This is a genomic window from Massilia aquatica, from assembly GCF_011682045.1.
GTDB lineage: Bacteria > Pseudomonadota > Gammaproteobacteria > Burkholderiales > Burkholderiaceae_D > Telluria_A > Telluria_A aquatica.
Genome location: NZ_VVIW01000039.1, coordinates 1 through 16,246 on the forward strand (window position 1 = coordinate 1; position 16,246 = coordinate 16,246).

General features: G+C 65.5%; 19 protein-coding genes and 1 pseudogene. 11 read left to right on the forward strand and 9 right to left on the reverse strand.

Features of this window, described 5'->3' with window-relative positions; genetic code table 11:
* The 11 genes from F1609_RS32150 to F1609_RS32200 form a co-directional block, all read left to right on the forward strand.
* The coding region (locus tag F1609_RS32150; protein ID WP_167081696.1) for a type II and III secretion system protein family protein at window positions 1-1,087 on the forward strand (1,087 nt) is incomplete at its 5' end.
* 9 nt (window positions 1,088-1,096) lie between these two features.
* A complete protein-coding gene (locus F1609_RS32155; RefSeq protein WP_167081698.1) occupies window positions 1,097-1,369 on the forward strand; it encodes a hypothetical protein in 273 nt (90 codons plus the stop codon).
* Complete coding sequence (locus F1609_RS32160; protein WP_167081700.1) at window positions 1,366-2,865, forward strand: pilus assembly protein TadG-related protein; 1,500 nt, start codon at window positions 1,366-1,368, stop codon at window positions 2,863-2,865. The genes F1609_RS32155 and F1609_RS32160 overlap by 4 nt, the downstream gene beginning before the upstream one ends.
* 14 nt (window positions 2,866-2,879) lie before the next feature.
* The gene (locus F1609_RS32165; protein WP_167081702.1) at window positions 2,880-3,350 is read left to right on the forward strand and encodes a TadE/TadG family type IV pilus assembly protein; all 471 of its coding nucleotides are present in this window, start codon (window positions 2,880-2,882) and stop codon (window positions 3,348-3,350) included.
* Window positions 3,351-3,363: 13 nt separating this feature from the next.
* The gene (locus tag F1609_RS32170) at window positions 3,364-3,963 is read left to right on the forward strand and encodes a TadE/TadG family type IV pilus assembly protein (RefSeq protein WP_167081704.1); all 600 of its coding nucleotides are present in this window, start codon (window positions 3,364-3,366) and stop codon (window positions 3,961-3,963) included.
* Between the two features lie 32 nt (window positions 3,964-3,995).
* Entirely contained in the window at window positions 3,996-5,171 is a 1,176-nt protein-coding gene (locus tag F1609_RS32175) for a CpaE/TadZ family protein (RefSeq protein ID WP_167081706.1), read from the forward strand.
* 18 nt (window positions 5,172-5,189) lie between these two features.
* Window positions 5,190-6,536: a TadA family conjugal transfer-associated ATPase gene (locus F1609_RS32180; RefSeq protein WP_167081708.1), complete on the forward strand. Its 1,347-nt coding sequence runs from the start codon at window positions 5,190-5,192 to the stop codon at window positions 6,534-6,536.
* 8 nt (window positions 6,537-6,544) lie between these two features.
* Entirely contained in the window at window positions 6,545-7,522 is a 978-nt protein-coding gene (locus F1609_RS32185; protein ID WP_167081710.1) for a type II secretion system F family protein, read from the forward strand.
* Window positions 7,523-7,531: 9 nt separating this feature from the next.
* Window positions 7,532-8,470: a type II secretion system F family protein gene (locus F1609_RS32190; protein ID WP_167081712.1), complete on the forward strand. Its 939-nt coding sequence runs from the start codon at window positions 7,532-7,534 to the stop codon at window positions 8,468-8,470.
* Window positions 8,471-8,501: 31 nt separating this feature from the next.
* Window positions 8,502-9,611: a tetratricopeptide repeat protein gene (locus F1609_RS32195; protein ID WP_167081715.1), complete on the forward strand. Its 1,110-nt coding sequence runs from the start codon at window positions 8,502-8,504 to the stop codon at window positions 9,609-9,611.
* 96 nt (window positions 9,612-9,707) lie between these two features.
* Window positions 9,708-10,019, forward strand: coding sequence for a BON domain-containing protein (locus F1609_RS32200; RefSeq protein WP_167081717.1), 312 nt, complete (start codon window positions 9,708-9,710; stop codon window positions 10,017-10,019).
* Between the two features lie 34 nt (window positions 10,020-10,053).
* Here the strand turns inward: F1609_RS32200 and F1609_RS32205 are convergent, their stop codons facing one another.
* From F1609_RS32205 to istB, 9 genes and pseudogenes are all read right to left on the reverse strand, one after another.
* Window positions 10,054-10,251: a hypothetical protein gene (locus F1609_RS32205; RefSeq protein WP_167081719.1), complete on the reverse strand. Its 198-nt coding sequence runs from the start codon at window positions 10,249-10,251 to the stop codon at window positions 10,054-10,056.
* Between the two features lie 186 nt (window positions 10,252-10,437).
* Window positions 10,438-11,022 (reverse strand): hypothetical protein, encoded by a 585-nt coding sequence (locus F1609_RS32210; RefSeq protein WP_167081721.1) that lies wholly within the window; start codon window positions 11,020-11,022, stop codon window positions 10,438-10,440.
* 99 nt (window positions 11,023-11,121) lie between these two features.
* Window positions 11,122-11,646 (reverse strand): DUF2867 domain-containing protein, encoded by a 525-nt coding sequence (locus F1609_RS32215; RefSeq protein ID WP_167081723.1) that lies wholly within the window; start codon window positions 11,644-11,646, stop codon window positions 11,122-11,124.
* Window positions 11,647-11,777: 131 nt separating this feature from the next.
* Window positions 11,778-12,560 carry a 3-hydroxybutyrate dehydrogenase gene (locus F1609_RS32220; RefSeq protein WP_167081726.1) on the reverse strand — a complete coding sequence of 261 codons (783 nt, stop codon included), beginning with the start codon at window positions 12,558-12,560 and terminating at the stop codon, window positions 11,778-11,780.
* Complete coding sequence (locus F1609_RS32225) at window positions 12,544-13,779, reverse strand: DUF3734 domain-containing protein (protein ID WP_167081728.1); 1,236 nt, start codon at window positions 13,777-13,779, stop codon at window positions 12,544-12,546. The genes F1609_RS32220 and F1609_RS32225 overlap by 17 nt, the downstream gene beginning before the upstream one ends.
* Window positions 13,772-14,338 (reverse strand): carboxymuconolactone decarboxylase family protein, encoded by a 567-nt coding sequence (locus F1609_RS32230; protein ID WP_167081730.1) that lies wholly within the window; start codon window positions 14,336-14,338, stop codon window positions 13,772-13,774. The genes F1609_RS32225 and F1609_RS32230 overlap by 8 nt, the downstream gene beginning before the upstream one ends.
* Before the next feature lie 181 nt (window positions 14,339-14,519).
* Window positions 14,520-14,672 carry a hypothetical protein gene (locus F1609_RS34265; RefSeq protein WP_196785515.1) on the reverse strand — a complete coding sequence of 51 codons (153 nt, stop codon included), beginning with the start codon at window positions 14,670-14,672 and terminating at the stop codon, window positions 14,520-14,522.
* A 68-nt stretch (window positions 14,673-14,740) separates the two neighbouring features.
* Complete coding sequence (locus F1609_RS34270; protein WP_196785516.1) at window positions 14,741-14,941, reverse strand: hypothetical protein; 201 nt, start codon at window positions 14,939-14,941, stop codon at window positions 14,741-14,743.
* 529 nt (window positions 14,942-15,470) lie between these two features.
* A pseudogene (gene istB / locus F1609_RS32240) lies at window positions 15,471-16,242 on the reverse strand (IS21-like element helper ATPase IstB).
* Between the last annotated feature and the right edge of the window lie 4 nt (window positions 16,243-16,246).

Sequence of the window (16,246 nt, forward strand, 5' to 3'; positions counted from 1 at the left end):
GGCCTTTGGGCTGGGGGGCCGGGGCCCGGGGGCCGTGGGCGCCGCGGGGCGGCGGGGGGTCTACGGGGCGCCCGCCTGGGTCCGCGGGCCGGGGGGTGCGGGGGCGCCGCTGGGGGGCGACGCCGCCACCGGCGGCGCGGCCGCCACCACCGGCGCGGCCGGCGGCGCGGGCGGGGCCGGCGCTGCGGCGCCGGCGGCGCGCGTAATCAACCTGCTGGCGGTCGGCGCACCCCAGCAAGTGATGCTCGAAGTAAAAATCGCCGAAGTCTCGAAAAGCTTGCTTGAACGCCTGGACGGCGGGGTCAAGTGGGGCTTCGGCTCGGGCAGCTGGGCCACCACCCTGCTGGCCGATTTCATCACCGGCAATGCCCAGGCTGCGCTCGGGGTGCGCCGCGCCAGCGGCAAGGGCGCCACGCTCGAGGCCCAGAAACAGGATGGCATCGTGCGCGTGCTGGCCGAGCCGAACGTGATGGCCGTCAGCGGCCAGGAAGGCAGTTTCCTGGCCGGCGGCAGCATCTTCATCCCGGTGGCCCAGGACAACAACAAGGTCACCCTGGAAGAGAAGGAATTCGGAATCGGCCTGCGCTTTACCCCGACCGTGCTGGCCGGCGGGCGCATCAACCTGAAGGTGGCGCCGCAAGTGTCGGAAGTCTCGCGCGAAGGGATCGGCATCTCGGCCGCCGGTTTTTCCGGCGGCGCGGTGCTGCCCTTGATTACCACGCGGCGCGCCAGCACCACCTTGCAACTGCACGATGGCCAGAGCTTCGCTATCGGCGGCCTGATCAAGAACAACCTGATCGCCAACCGCAAGGGCTTGCCGCTGCTGGGCGAGGTGCCGGTACTGGGGGCGCTGTTCCGCAGCACCGATTTCCAGCAAGACCGCACCGAACTGGTGTTTGTCGTCACGGCCCATCTGGTCAAGCCGCTGCCGCCCGACTACAGCCTGCCCACCGACAGCCTGGCGCCGCTCTCGCGCGGCCAGGCGATGCTCGGCGCCGATCTGGAAGGACTGCCGCAGCCATCGGCCGCAAGCGCGCCCGGGGCCGCCGCCAGGCCGGTGACGCACAGCGGTTTTGAATTGAAATAGGAGAATGCCATGAATACCCGTATCGTTCCCCGCATCGCCAGCCTGCTGGCAGCCACGCTCTGGCTGGGCGCTTGCTCGAGCACCCCGCACTGGGACGCGCGCTTCGGCCAGTCGCTGCGCACCGCGCTTGCGGCCCAGGCCATCGACCCGGGCGCGGCGCACGCCAACCGCACCGTCAGCGGACTCGACGGCAAGAGCGCGGCCGCCGCCCACGAGCGCTACCAGCGCTCGGCCGAGGCGCCCGCCGCGCTCGCGCCGATGGCTGTCGGTGCCGCAAAATGAGCACGGCGCGCTTGCTTGCCCGGCGCCGCCAGCGCCAGCGCGGCTCCTACGCGATCGTGTTCGCGCTGATGCTGATGCCGCTGATGCTGATCGGCGGCATGGCCATCGACCTGTCGATGGCGTTCATGCGGCGCGCCGACCTGCAGGGCGCGGCCGACGCCGCCGCGCTGGCGGCGGCGCGTGCGCTCGACGGCAGCGCTGCAGGCATCACCAATGCCGAGCTGCAGGCCGGCGCCATCATCAATGCCAGCTTTTTCGGCTTTACCAGAATGCGCTGGGCGTCTGCCGCGCTGAGCTTTAGCGAGCGCCCGGATGCGGGCGGCCCATGGTTCTCGGTGGGCGATGCCGGCAGCGAGGCCAACCGCACGCGGATGCGCTATGCGCGCATCGACACCAGCGGCCTCGATGGCCTGTCCGGCAGCGTGCGCACCGTATTTGCCGCCGCCATCGATCCGCTCTACGCCACCCTGAAAGTGAGCACGCGCGCAGTGGCCGGGCGCAGCACGGTGCAGGTGACCCCGCTGGCCATCTGCGCCCTCGACAACCAGCGTCACCAGGCGCGCGTCAACGGCACCGCCCCAAGCCAGCTGACCGAGCTGATCGAGCACGGGTTCCGGCGCGGGGTCAACTACAATCTGCTCAATCTGAACCCGGGCGGCGCCGACCCGCTGCATTTTCAGGTCAACCCGATCGATTTTCCGCCCGCCACCGAAAGCGCTTCGCACCGCGGCCTCGAGGCGCTGCGGCCGATGGTGTGCAGCGGCACCCTGGCGCGGCCTTTCCTGCCCGAGAATGCGACGCTGTATGTGCGGCGCGACTTCCCGCCCTCGCTGGCGGACGAACTCAATTCGCGTTTCGGCACCATTGCCGGCAGCGCCTCGACCTGCGATTCGACAGCGGCCCCGGCCGATACCAACGTCAAGGAATACACCGTGCCCGCGTTCTGGACGGATCTGCCGGCCACCATTCCCGCGCGCACTGCGCTCAGGGGCAGCGCGCGCCCCTACGAAGATGCGGTGAAAAATCGCCTGGTCACGATTGCCGACATGGATAAGGCTGTCGACCCCAGCAAAGCGGAAGACTATGGACCGCTGTGGGCATTCGCCAAGCCGCTGCAGTTTCCGGGCCCTGGCGCGAACACGCCGGGCGTCACCTTCCTCAAGGCCGACTGGCCCACGCTGTACCCGGTCAAGACCGGCCAGGTCAAGGCCGCCTCGATCGCGCCGGGCGACAGCGCCGCCATGCCTTACGACGCAAGCTCGAGCACGTTCCGGACGGCGCCTATGCCCGGCAGCTACCCCAGGCTCAAGGGCCGCAGGATCCTTAACATTGCGCTGCTGTCATGTCCGGTGACGGGCAGCACGGCGACGGTGCTGGCGGTGGGGCGCTTTTTGATGACCTCGCGCGCGACCATATCGCCGCCGGCGGTGTACGCCGAATTCGGCGGCCTGGCCGAGCCAGCCACCCTCGCTTCTTCCACCGTCCTGTTCCGATGAAAGGGTCCGCCATCATGCCATCCCGTATCCCGCGCCGCACCCGCGGTATCGCCCACATCGAACTGGCCCTGATCCTGATGACCATGGCCACGCTGCTGCCGCTCATCTTCAGCTTCGGTCAGATCTTCTATGTGTATTCGGTGCTCAAGCAGGCCAACAAGGACGCCGCCGCGTCGCTGGCCACGGTCCCGATGGCCGAGTGGGTCGTCAGTGAGCCGATCAACAGTCCCATGAAGGTGCGCGCGATCGCCATCGCCGAGCGGGCCATGGCCAGCGCCGGCATCGGCCCGGAGCTTGCGCTGATACCGCATTTCTCCTGCAAGCGCGGGGGCTTCGACGAGACGTCCTGCGGCGGTGTCGAGCGGCCCGACTTGATCACGGTCAGCCTGCAGGTGAGGATGCCGATGGGCGCCATCATGGATCTGTTCAAGGTCGGCGAATCCCTGATGGTCCGTACCAGCGTGACCGTTCCTTATCACAACTGAGCACCCGACAACGATGATCAACCTTCCAGCCAGCCGCCACGACCGTCCGCAGCGGCGCGCCCGCCAGCGCGGCGCCACGCTCATCGAGTTCGCCCTGACCCTGCCGCTCTTCCTGCTGTTCATGCTGGGCCTGTTCGAAGTGGCGCGCGCGATGTATTTGTGGAACGCGCTGGCCGACGCCACCCGCAACGCCGCGCGCGCGGCCGCCACGATCGACGCCAACGACAAGGATGCGCTGGCGGCTCTGAACCAGGACGCCGGCGTGGCGCCACGCGCGGGCGGCATGGTGCTCGGCGCGGCCGGGGGCGACGCGCGTCTCGTGATCGCCCACCTGCGCAGCGATTTCACCCCGGTCAGCGCCGTGCCGGCCTGCCCCTCGCGCAACATTATCAACTGTAACGCCAAACCGGACGGGTCCACCTGCGTGCGCTACGTGCAAGCGCGCCTGTGCGCGCCCGGGGCCGGCGCCGAATGCGTGCCGGCCAGCTACAAGCCGCTGTTCAGCGGCCAGTATCTCGCATGGAGTTTTCCCTACCCGACTTTTGCCACCGTCACGCCGGCGGGCTCGCTCGGCCACCAGAGCGGCGTGACCGAAGCCTGCCCCGCTTTCTGACCGAAGCGCGCCCCCACCCACGAGGATGTTCCATGAAAGCTTTACTGATTACCCAAGACAGCCAGCTGCAAGCCGAAATCGCCGCCCAGGGCGCCGCGCGCATGCCGCCCGTGACCCTGGTGGCGGTGCGCAGCCGCCTGCGCGATGCGATCGAGCGGGTGCTGCCCGAGACCCCGGCGCTGGTGATCGTCGACGCCAGCGGTCTCGATGAAGACGAGGCCGAGCTGCTGGTACGCCTGGCCAGGCTGTATCCGGGCGCGATCTTCATGCTGCTCACGCGCGACCAGCAGCAGAACCTGCTGATCCGTGCCATGCGCGCCGGCGTGCGCGAAGTGCTGCAGCTGCCGCTGGTGCACAGCGCCTTCCACGACGCCATCAACCGCATCGCCGACGCCGCCAATGCGGGCAAGGTGTGCGACGGCAAGGTGCTGGCCTTCATCTCGTGCAAGGGCGGCAGCGGCGCCACCTTTTTGTCGACCAATTTCGCCTACGCCCTGGCCAGCCTGGCCGACAAGAAGGTGATCCTGATCGACCTGCACGGCCAGTTCGGCGACGCCACCCTGTATGTGTCGGACCAGAAGCCGGCCATGACCCTGTCCGACGTGTGCAGCCAGATCGCGCGCATCGACGGCGCCTTCCTGGACTCCTGCCTGGTGCACGTGACGCCCAGTTTCGGGATCCTGGCCGCGGCCGACGACCCGGCCCACGCGGTCGAACTGAAACCCGAGCAGATGGACGCGATCCTGCGCGTGGCGCGCCAGCACTACGACTACGTGGTGCTCGACGTGGGACGCCAGATCGACGCCATTTCGCTGCGCGCGCTCGACAACGCCGACGCCATCTATCCGGTGCTGCAACTGGCCCTGCCCGACCTGCGCGACGGGCGCCGCCTGCTCGACATCTTCCGCTCGCTCGGCTACGCCAACGACAACACGCGCCTGATCGTGAACCGCTACGAAAAGGGCGGGCGCCTGCGCCTGCAGGATGTGCAGGCCTCGCTCGGCGCCGAAGTCATGCACACGGTGCCGAACGACTACGTGAACGTGACCGATTCGGTGAACCAGGGCGTGCCGGTGCTGCAACTGTCGCGCGCCAGCCCGGTGGCGCGCAGCCTGGCTGAACTGGTCGAGCTGGTGACCGCGCGCCGCGTGCCGGAAGCGAAGGGTCTGCTCACGCGCCTGTTCGGGCGCGCCGAAGTCGAACAATAACCCACCCAGGAGAATCCCATGACCTTACGCGAGCGCCTGACGGCGAGCGAGGACAGCCGCCACAGCCAGCCGGCCGAGCCGGAGTCGTCCAACCATGCTTACCACGACCTGAAGAAAAACATGCACCAGATGGTGCTCGACCGGATCGACCTGGAACGCTTGAAGCGCCTCACGCCCGAGCAGTTCAAGCACGAGCTGGGCCTGCTGGTGCAGCACATCATCGAAGAAGAACACATCGTGCTCAACCAGCACGAACGGCACGACCTGGTGCTCGACATCCAGCACGAAATGCTCGGCTTCGGCCCGCTCGAGTCGCTGCTGGCCGACCCCACCGTCTCGGACATCCTGGTCAACACCTACAACCAGGTCTACGTGGAGCGGCGCGGACGGCTGGAACTGACCGACATCACCTTCCACGACAGCGCCCACCTGATGAAGATCATCGACAAGATCGTCTCGCGGGTCGGGCGCCGGGTCGATGAATCGAGCCCGATGGTCGACGCCCGCCTGCCCGACGGCTCGCGCGTGAACGCCATCATTCCGCCGCTGGCGGTCGATGGCGCGATCCTGTCGATCCGGCGTTTTTCGGCCACCCCGCTGACGGTCGAGAACCTGCTGCGCTTTAAAAGCATGACCCCGCCCATGGTGCAGGTGCTGCAGTCGCTCGGGCACTCGAAGATCAACATCCTGATCTCGGGCGGCACCGGCAGCGGCAAGACCACCCTGCTCAACCTGCTGTCGGGCTTCATTCCGGCCAACGAGCGCATCATCACCATCGAAGACGCGGCCGAACTGCAGATGCGCCAGCCGCACGTGGTGCGACTCGAAACGCGTCCGCCGAATATCGAAGGCAAGGGCGAAGTGACCCAGCGCGCGCTGGTGCGCAACGCGTTGCGCATGCGGCCCGACCGCATCATCCTGGGCGAGGTGCGCGGGGCCGAAGCGATGGACATGCTGCAAGCGATGAACACCGGGCACGAAGGCTCGCTGGCGACGATCCACTCGAACACCCCGCGCGACGCCCTGGCGCGCCTGGAAAACATGGTCGGCATGGCCGGCGTGACCTTGACCCCGCGCGCGGTGCGCCAGCAGATCTGCTCGGCGATTACGGTGGTGCTGCAGGTCACGCGCCTGACCGACGGCGCGCGCAAGCTGGTCAGCCTGCAGGAAATCACCGGCATGGAAGGCGAGATGATCGCCATGCAAGAGATTTTTTGCTTCGAGCAGACCGGGGTCGACGCCGAGGGCAAGGTGATCGGGCATTTCCGCGCCACCGGCGTGCGCCCGCGTTTCGCCGACCGCCTGCGCCTGTTCGGCGCTCCCGTGCCCGACTCGGCCTTCGACCCGAGCCGCATTTTCGAATAGGAGCGGGCATGGATTATGTCTTCTACGCTTTTGCCGTGCTGCTGTTCGCGGCCGTGATCCTGATGGTCGAGGGCGGCTGGCTGCTGTGGTCGGAAACGCGCGGCGGCGGCGCCATGCGCATCGCGCGCCGCCTGCGCGTGATGTCGGGCGGCACCGACAGCGAGGGCGGCACAATCTCGATTCTCAAGCGGCGCCGCTACAGCGCGTCCGACACCCTCGACGGCGCGCTGCAGCGCCTTGGCCCGGCGCACGCCATCGACCGCCTGCTGATGCAGGCCGGGGTCAACTGGATGGTGGCGCAGTTCCTGGCGGCCTCGCTGACCTTGCTGTGCGCGGCGGCGCTGGCGGCGCACGCCTGGGACACGCCAACCTTGCTGACCTGGGCGCTGCTGCTGGGCGGGGCCGGCCTGCCGTACGGCGTGCTGCGCCGCGCGCGCGCCAAGCGCCTCGGCAAGATCGAACAGCAGTTACCCGAGGCGGCCGACTTCCTGGCGCGCGCCATGCGCGCCGGCCACTCGTTTACCAACGTGCTGCAAATGGTCGGCAGCGAACTGCCCGAGCCGCTCAGCGGCGAGTTCCGCATCGTGCACCAGGAAATCAACTACGGCGTGCCGATGAACGAAGCGCTGCACAGCCTGGCCGAACGGGTGCCCCTGACCGACCTGCGCTACATGGTGATCGCGGTGCTGATCCAGCGCGAATCGGGCGGCAACCTGGCCGAAATCCTGGGCAACATCGGCCACATCATCCGCGAGCGCCTCAAGCTGCTCGGCCAGATCCGGGTGCTGTCGGCCGAAGGGCGCATCTCGGCCTGGATCCTGGGCGTGCTGCCGTTCGCGGTCACCGCCATGATGTACCTGACCAACCCCCAGTACATCAGCATGCTGTGGACCGATCCCGGAGGCGTGACCCTGCTGTGCTACGCCGGCGCGATGATCAGCATCGGCGTGCTGTGGCTGCGCAAACTGATTCATATTCGCGTCTAGGAGAAAGCCATGAGCGGCTCGCAATTACTGTTTCTGCTGATCGTGTTCGGCGTCGTGGTCGGCCTGGCGGCACTGGCCATGGCCACCTTCTGGCCCGGCTACATGCGCCAGCGCCTCAAGCGCGTGGGGGCCGCCAGCGCCGAGACCAGCGTGGGGCGCAACGATGGCTGGGTGGAAAAGGTGGCCAAGGTGGCGCAGCCGTTCGGCGCCCTGTCGCTGCCCGAGCAGGGCTGGGAAAAGTCGCCCCTGCGCACCCGTTTCATGAACGCCGGCTGGCGCGGGCCATCGGTGGCGCCCCTGTATTTCGCCGCCAAGACCCTGCTGGCGCTGTTGCTGCCGGCGCTGGCCGGGCTCTGGCTGGCGCTCTCGAGCAAGGTAATGAGCGGACAATTCATCATGTTCGTGCTGCTGGGCATGGCCACCTGCGGCTATTACCTGCCCAACGTGGTGCTCGAAGTGATTGCGCGGCGCCGCCGGCGCGAAATTTTCGAGTCGATTCCCGATGCGCTCGACCTGCTGACGGTATGCGTGGAAGCGGGCCTGAGCCTGGAGCGCGCGCTGATCAAGGTGGCCGGCGAAATCCACATCAAGTCGATCGTGCTGGCCCAGGAAATGCAGCTGGTGCTGATGGAAATGCGGGCCGGCTTCAGCAAGGAAAAAGCGCTGCGCAACTTTGCCCTGCGCAGCGGCGTGGAAGACGTCGACACGCTGGTGGCGATGATGATCCAGTCCGAGCGCTTCGGCACCAGCATGGGCACCTCGCTGCGCGTGCATGCCGACACCTTGCGCACCAAGCGGCGCCAGATGGCCGAGGAACAAGCGGCCAAGATCGGCGTCAAGCTGATGTTTCCCCTGATTTTCTTTATCTTCCCGACCCTGCTGATGGTCCTGCTCGGCCCGGCCGGCATGCAGATCATGCGCACGCTCAGGTCGGTCAACGGACACTGACGTCCCTGCATCCCCTCAACCGGAGCCGTTCATGCGAAGCACCCTGAAACGCACTACCTTGCTGATCGCCGGCGCACTGCTGCTGGCCTGCGCCGATCCCGGCCGCCGTCCGGCGCCGGCCAGCGCTCCCGCAGCCGCCCCGGCCAGCGCCGAGGACGCCTATGTGACGGGCCGCGCCGCGCACCTGGCGCGCCGCCACGATGCCGCGCTGGCCGCCTACCGCGCCGCGCTGGCGCGCGATCCGGCCCACCTGAAGGCACGCAACGGCCTGGCCACCCTGTACGCCGAGCGCGGCGATTTTGCGCGCGCCATCGAACTGTGGCAAGCCATGACCGAAGAAGGCGAGGGCGCCGACGGGCAGGCCAGCGCCTTCCTGTTCAGCAATCTCGGCTACGCCCATTTCTTGCACGGCCAGTTCCAGCAAGCCCTGGCCGCGCTTGAAAAAGCCTGCCTGCTCGACCCGCTCAACGAGCGCGCCTGGGACCACCTTGGCGGCGCGCTCGAGAAGGTCGGGCAGCACCAGCGCGCGCAGCAGATGTTTCGCCAGGCCGGGGCCCTGCGCGCGCATGATTTCAAGGCCGACTACGCGGTCGCCGCGCGGGCCGGCGTGGCCGCCATCGACAGCGCGGTCAAGGCCGGCGGCCAGGCGCCGCCGCAAGAGCCGCAGTGGGACCGTACCGAGGTGCGCCAGGATGGGTCCGGTGTGTTCGTGGTGCAGCGCGTGGGCACGGCCGCGCCGGCGCAGGCGGCGCTGGCACCGGTAGCTGCGGCAGCGCTTGCGCCGGCGGCGCAGCAGACCGGCCAGGCCCTGCTCGAAATTCGCAACGGCAACGGTGTGACCGGTATGGCGCGCTCGCTGGCCGGCACCATGGACCGGAACGCGCTGCGCGTGGTGCGCCTGAGCAATCAGAAAGGGTTCGGCGTGCGCCAGACCCGCATCGAATACCAGCCCGAATTTCGCGAGGCCGCCGAGCGCCTGGCCCAGCGCTTCGGCGCCGCGCGCGTGGTGGCGGTGGGCGAGCTCGGGCGTGCCGACGTGCGCCTGGTGATCGGGCGCGACCTGGCGCTCGGCGCGCTACCCGAAGCATTAGCCGACGCGGCCGTCGCGGCGCGCACCAGGCCGTTGCCCGGGCAAGGCTGATGCCGCATTGAAGGCTGGTCCGTTTGTGCCATATCAAATCCGGGGTGGTTTCGCACGCGACAATAGCGTGATCCAACCACTTACCGGAGCATTTCCATGAACTTTGCAGAACGTTTTATGCGCTTCCTGTGCGGCTTCGCGCTGCTGGCGCTGGTGGCCTGCGCCCCCACGCCGCAGCGTGAAGGCACCGGCGAATACATCGACGACACCATCATCACCGGCAAGGTCAAGGCCGCGCTGGTGGCCGATCCCGATCTCAAGGCCAGCGAGATCCAGGTCGAGACCTTCAAGGGTACGGTACAACTGAGCGGCTTCGTGCAGGCCGATCACATTCCGAGGGCGCTCTCGCTGGTGCGCCGCATCGACGGCGTCAAGGACGTCAAGAACGACATGGTGCCCAAGCGCTGAAGCACCGCTGCCAGCGCCGCGCCGGTGTTCGTGCTCAGCCTTTGAGCTGGGCCTTTTCGGCGGCGGAGAGGCGCTTGGCGCTGACGACGGTCATGTTGGCGTCCGCACCGGCTTGCACGGCGCTCGCCGCGGCAAGGCGCGGGGCCGGTGCGCTGGCGGTCGCGAAACTGGTTGCGGAAACGACGACCAGGGCGGCGATGAAGATGCTTTCCATGTTTTTTGCGATGTTCATGATGAGTTCCTGTGAGTGAAGTTCGTTGGGTTGAGTGAACTATAGCCACAGGGGCGATTGTCAACACCGCGATTGCGACGGACTGCCGGTTTGGCGGGATGGAGCGTCGGATTCGGGGTAAAAGCATGTGCCGCGCCCGGGTGGCGGCAGCGCCGGCGGGTGTGAACGCGCGGCTGGGCCCGGCGCTTATTTCTTGAAGCGGATGGTCATCTCGGGGCGCTGTTCCAGGCTGCCGATCTTCCACGAATAGGTGCCGATCAGGCCGAAGAACGAGGGGGTCGAGGTGGCATTGTGCGAGATTACCTCGGCGCTGATCGGCACCGTCACCGACAGCGTGCCGTCGAGCTTGATGCCGAGCGCGGCCATGCTGGCTTTTTCCTTGTCATCGAGCTTGCCCGCTTGCAAGGTCAATACGCCATCCGGGCCGGTGTGAACGCGCAGCACGCCGAGCAGGTCGAGTGCCTGGCCGGGCTGGCGCCGGCCTTCGACCACCACGTCGTAGCGTGCATTGCCGTTGTCGGCGGCCTGGCGCAGCTCGCCGTTGCGCTGCGGGTCCGCCTCTGCCATGCGCATGCCGGCTTCCTTCGGGCCGAGTGGCTGGTCCCTGGCCATCTGTCCGGCCGCCAGCGTGTGCACGGCGCTGCCCGCATACGTATACTGGTAGCTGCCATCGGACTGGAAGGCGGTCCTGGCGGTAAAGCGTTCGGGGACCAGGCATCCGCTCAGCAGCAGGGCGGCGCAGGCGCTTGCGGCCAGGAGTCGACAGCTCATCGGGCAATCCATGGAAGGTCGGAAACGCGCCAGTGTAGCTCAGTCAATACAATCTTGTCAGAGTGGACAAATTTGCTTACAAGATGCAACGCCACTTGCTCAGGCCCGTGCCGCATTCCTGAGCACGGCTGGCGCGATGATGCGGTGCATGGGTGTCACCGGCAGCATGTAGAGGCGCCCGAGCCAGTTATGCACGTGCACCACGGTCGATACCGTGGCCAGCACCTGGCCGTTGCCGGCATCGACTGCGCGGTGCACCGACAGGATCACGTCGAGGTGTTTGTCCTTGTCGCCCAGCAGCACCTCGTCGGGGGTGTTGGCGAACAGGGTAAAGATGCCGACCCGGTCGCCGATCCGGTATGCCGAGGCCGGTTTGGCAGGATCGAGACCGGACAAGGTGCCGAGGTTTTTCAGGCCCAGCATCGACACCACCCGGTTGCGCAGGGTCATCAGCGTGTTGACCCAGCCGGGCGTGCCGGCAGTCACCTTCAGAAACAGTTCGAGCGCGCTGGCGTTGGTGTCCAGCGGCGCGATCGCCCAGGCATCGTGGAAATAGGCGCCCGCCAGGGAAGTGGCAAGCGCGCTCGAGGCGGGAATGGTGGTTTCGACTGGTGTGGCGTGCATGGGTTCCGCGCGGAAGGGCAGTTGATGCCGGTCCGGACGGACGCGCGGCAGCTCGCCTGGCGAGCATGCCATCTTAATACGAAGGCGCGCGCCGCGCAGGCGCCGCAACGGTCCGGCCGCCCGGCCCGTGCTTACTGCATGTACCAGCCGTGGCTGACCACGATCGATTGTCCGGTCAGCGCATTGCTCGGGAAAGCGGCCAGGAACAGCGCGGTCTGCGCCACGTCCTCGACAGTGGTGAATTCGCCGTCCACGGTTTCCTTGAGCATTACCTTCTTGACGACATCGTCTTCCGAGATGCCGAGCGCCCTGGCCTGCTCGGGAATCTGCTTTTCCACCAGCGGCGTACGCACGAAGCCCGGGCAGATGACATTGGCGCGCACGCCGTGCGCCGCGCCTTCCTTGGCCACCACCTTGCACAGGCCGATCAGGCCGTGCTTGGCCGTGACATAGGCCGACTTGAGCGGCGACGCTTCTTTCGAATGCACCGAGCCCATGTAGATCACGCTGCCGCCGCGGCCTTGCGCATACATCACTTTGAGGCAGGCGCGGGTGGTCAGGAAGGCGCCGTCGAGGTGAATCGCCAGCATTTTTTTCCAGTCATCGAAAGCAAAGCTCTCGACCGGCGCCACGATCTGGATGCCGGCGTTCGACACCAGCACGTCGATGCCGCCGAAGCGCGCGGCAACAGCCGCGATGCCGGTGTCGACTTCGGTTTCGCTGGTCACGTTCATGGCCAGCGCCATGCTGCGTTCGCCCGACGGATCGAGTTCTTTCGCGGTGGCTTCGGCGGCTTTGAGGTCGAGGTCGGCGATGACGACCTTGGCGCCGCTCTCAAAATAGACCTTGGTGATGTGTTTGCCGATGCCGCTGGCGGCGCCGGTGATGACGGTGACTTTATCTTGCAGGTTCATGGGATTCCTCTTGCAACGTGTTGGTGGCGGCACTGGCGTGCCGGGAGGTCAGGAAATCGTAAATGGCGGGACTCTTGTCGACCGCCGGCAAGGCCAGGATCTGCGGATGCGACAAGGTCAGCGCGGCGTCATCGTAGCCCGAACGCCAGTGTTCGTTCATGGTGACGCGCGAAAATTCGAAGTCTTTCGACTGGCCTTCGTAATTGCGCGAGCGGTACACCAGCTGGACGATGTTGTAGACCGCTTCGTCGGAGGCCTCGGCCAGCAGGCGCGCCTGGGGCGTGCCGGCCAGCGCGGGCGGCATCTGGGCCAGCAGTTCATTGAACGCGGTGCGCAGCTCGGCCAGCTTGCGGAACTTGTCGGTCGCGGCCCGCGTGCGGCTCGAAAACTGCACTTCCTTCATGCGCACGGCTACTTCGGTCAGGTCGCGCGGCAGCGCGCCGCTGGCGCTCCACAGGTCGACCTGCAGCACCAGGGTATCGACCCCCGAGTGCGACGACAGTACCCAGTCGAGCGGGGTGTTCGAGACCAGCCCGCCATCCCAGTAATGTTCGCCGTCGATCTCGACCGCGTCGAAGCCGGGCGGCAGCGCGCCGCTGGCCATGATGTGCTTGGCGGCGATGGTATCGACCGCGTTGTCGAAATAGGCAAAGTTACCGGTGCGCACGTTGACGGCGCCGACCGACAGGCGCATCTCGCGGCTGTTGACGCGGTCGAAATCGACCAGGCTGTTGAGCGTGCCTTCGAGCATCGCCGTGTCGTAGTAGCTGGTGGCGCCGCGGTTGGCCATGGGCAGGTAAGGCGGCGGCATGCGCGGTTCGAAAAAGCCCGGCACGCCGTGCGAGAGCACGCGCCCGGCCGCCATCTGGTTGGCCCAGCCGCGCAGGGTGTCGCCGCTGAGCAGGCTGGTCCACCATTCGCCGACGCCGCCGTCGCCGGCGTTGCTGACCGTTTCCCAGAAACTGCGCAGTTTGGCGACCCGCTCGGCGCGCGGATTGCCGGCGATGATGGCGCTGTTGATCGCCCCGATCGAAATGCCGGCGATCCAGGTCGGCTCGATGCCCGCTTCCAGCAAGCGCTCGTAGACGCCGGCCTGGTAGGCGCCGAGCGCGCCGCCGCCCTGCAGCAACAGGGCGATGCTGCCGAAGGCCGAGGCGCATGGCCGCGCCGCTTCGGGCGGGGCGGTGGCGCGGTTGTGCAGGGTCGAGCCGTCACGCATGTTCGGGCACCGGAACGTCGAAACCATTGAGGGTGGTCGATACCATGGAATAGAGTCCGACCAGGTAAATCAGTTCATTCGTGCCTTTCTGGCCGAAGGTGGCCAACGCCAGGCGATAGATCGGCTCGGGGAGCAGGCCGCCGCGGCACAGGGCGTAGGCGAGGTCGTAGGCGACGCTTTCTTCCTTGTTCAGGTCCGATGGCTTGAGGTCGGCCACCAGGGTTGCCAGGCGTTCCAAAGGCATGCCTTCGGCCTCGGCCACGGCGATGTGGGCGTACAGTTCGTAGGCGGCGTCGAAGCGGGCGCCGACCACCAGGATGGCGATCTGGCGTACGTTGTCCGGCAGCACGGCATTGGCGGTCATGGCCAGGGTCAGGTTCCAGATTGCCTTGCCGATGGCGGGTTCGTGCAGCCACGGGTTCCACGGCCCCATCAGGGCGCCATCCTCACGCTGGGAGACGAAGGCGTTGAAGTTCGATTCAATGCCCTTGCGCATGTCGTCGTACAGGGGCTGTTGTTCGGGGCTGAGGTCGGACGGGGCGATCAGGGGCAGGCGCATGGCGGCTTTCGTGGTTGGCAACGGGGAAGGCGAACCGGTCCAGGCGGTAATGCGCGGTGTTGGCCGGCGCAGGAGGATCGTTTCAGCTCGTTGCCAAAGAATACATGCGCTTACTTAGGCGAAAATTCAATCGTGCGCAGGTCGATTGCGCGAGCGGGAGACGATCAGGCGCGCAAGAGGATTAAAGGAACAGCGTTGCCGGTACTTGGAAACGGGCGGCAAGCGCCTTGATTTGCCGGATATTGAGTTCTTGGGTGCCTTCAAGTATTTGTGCAACTGTACTCTGGCTGCCCAGTTCCGGAAGTGTCGATTCCGGAAGTTTATGCTGGTCCATCAGGTATCGCAGCATCGCACTAGGTGAAACGGGCATTGCCGGGTAATGCACCTCATCATAGGCGGCGATCAGGGTCCCCAGCAGCGTGGCAAGATCGGCCAGTGCATGATGTTCATCCGCAGCGCCGCGTCGAGCAGCTGGTTCAACACGGCGACGGCCTTGTCGTAGTCTTGCTCCGAGCGGATCGGAGACAGAGGAACGAGGGAGGTGAGTGAGCGGAAATGCGAAGTGATCGTGTCGACAAGTGCCCGATCAATCAAGGTTTCCATTTGTCGTATTCCTTGTCGGTAAAAGCGTATCTGCGTCAGGATAAATCGCTTAGACTCACCTTAAGTATCACCCGCGTCAGCTATCCTAGCGCTACCTAAGAAATGGTCCCGCAACTTAGATTACGCTGTCATGTGCAAGATGATAAGTGCAAGATAGTGCCGTTACGTTACGTATCGCACGTTTAGCCAAAAAGTCAGTTACTTTAATAAAGAGGTAAATATATATTATTTTCTATTTAAGCTTAGGTAATGGCTACTGGATGAAAAAATTTACACCTCACAACAAATCACTAGTTGATTTTTTTCGAATCAATAATTGAATTGGACAATGAAAATTGGCTAAAAGAATCAACCAATTTAGATCTTGCAGACTCTGTGTTAAGAAAATTTATAACTGTCGAAGAAATGAAAGAATCTGGTAGTTTCTTTACTGGTGAAAAATTGGCAAAGTCTACGGTGGACAACTTTTCTGTTCCAATATCAGATTTCTCCGTCGTACTAGATCCTACACACCGAACACGCCATGTGTTCAGCCAATTTCCGTGACCTCGCTTCCGCGCATCATTCCGGCTTGGCGCTGATGCTTTAGCCTGTAGTTTTCGCCCGCGATCGGCACGATGTGCAGCATGCGGTCCAACAGCGCCGCAGTCAAGGTCGTATCCTGCGCAAACGTCGTATCCCACTGGCCGAACGGCAGGTTGCTGGTCACGATCAGACTGCTGCGTTCATACAAGCGGCGATCACCTGGAAGACAGGTTGGCTTGCTCTCGATTCATCGGCAGGTAGACGATCTCGTCGATGATCAGCAGGCGATACGCCTTGGTTGTCCGGTGCATGACCGCCTTTAGGTTGTTTTGCGTATGCGCCGTGCTCAACGCCAGCATCAAGTCGGCCGCCGTCGTGATGAGCGTCTTGATGCCCGCCTGTGTCGCTTTGTACCGAGCGCCATTGCTATGCGTTTTGCCCATGCCGCTGGGACCGATCAGCACCACGTTCTCGCGTCGCTCCACTAAGCCAAGGCCAGCCAAGTCCTCGACCTGGCTGCGCTTGACGCCCTTGGCGGAGTCGTAGTTGAACTCCTCCAGCATCGTTACCACCGGGAAACCTGCCAGACGGGTCATTGTGCTTTGCTTTCTCATATTACGACCCGCAGCTTCCTCTCTCAGCAGTCCTTCCAGGAAGTCGTTGTAGGCCATCTCCTGCTTGGGTGCCCTTGGCGTGGCCGCGCCGTAACCTTGGGCCACGAACGGCAGGTTCAGGCTGTCGCATAACGCGGCGATACGCTCGTGTTGCAGATTCATGCCG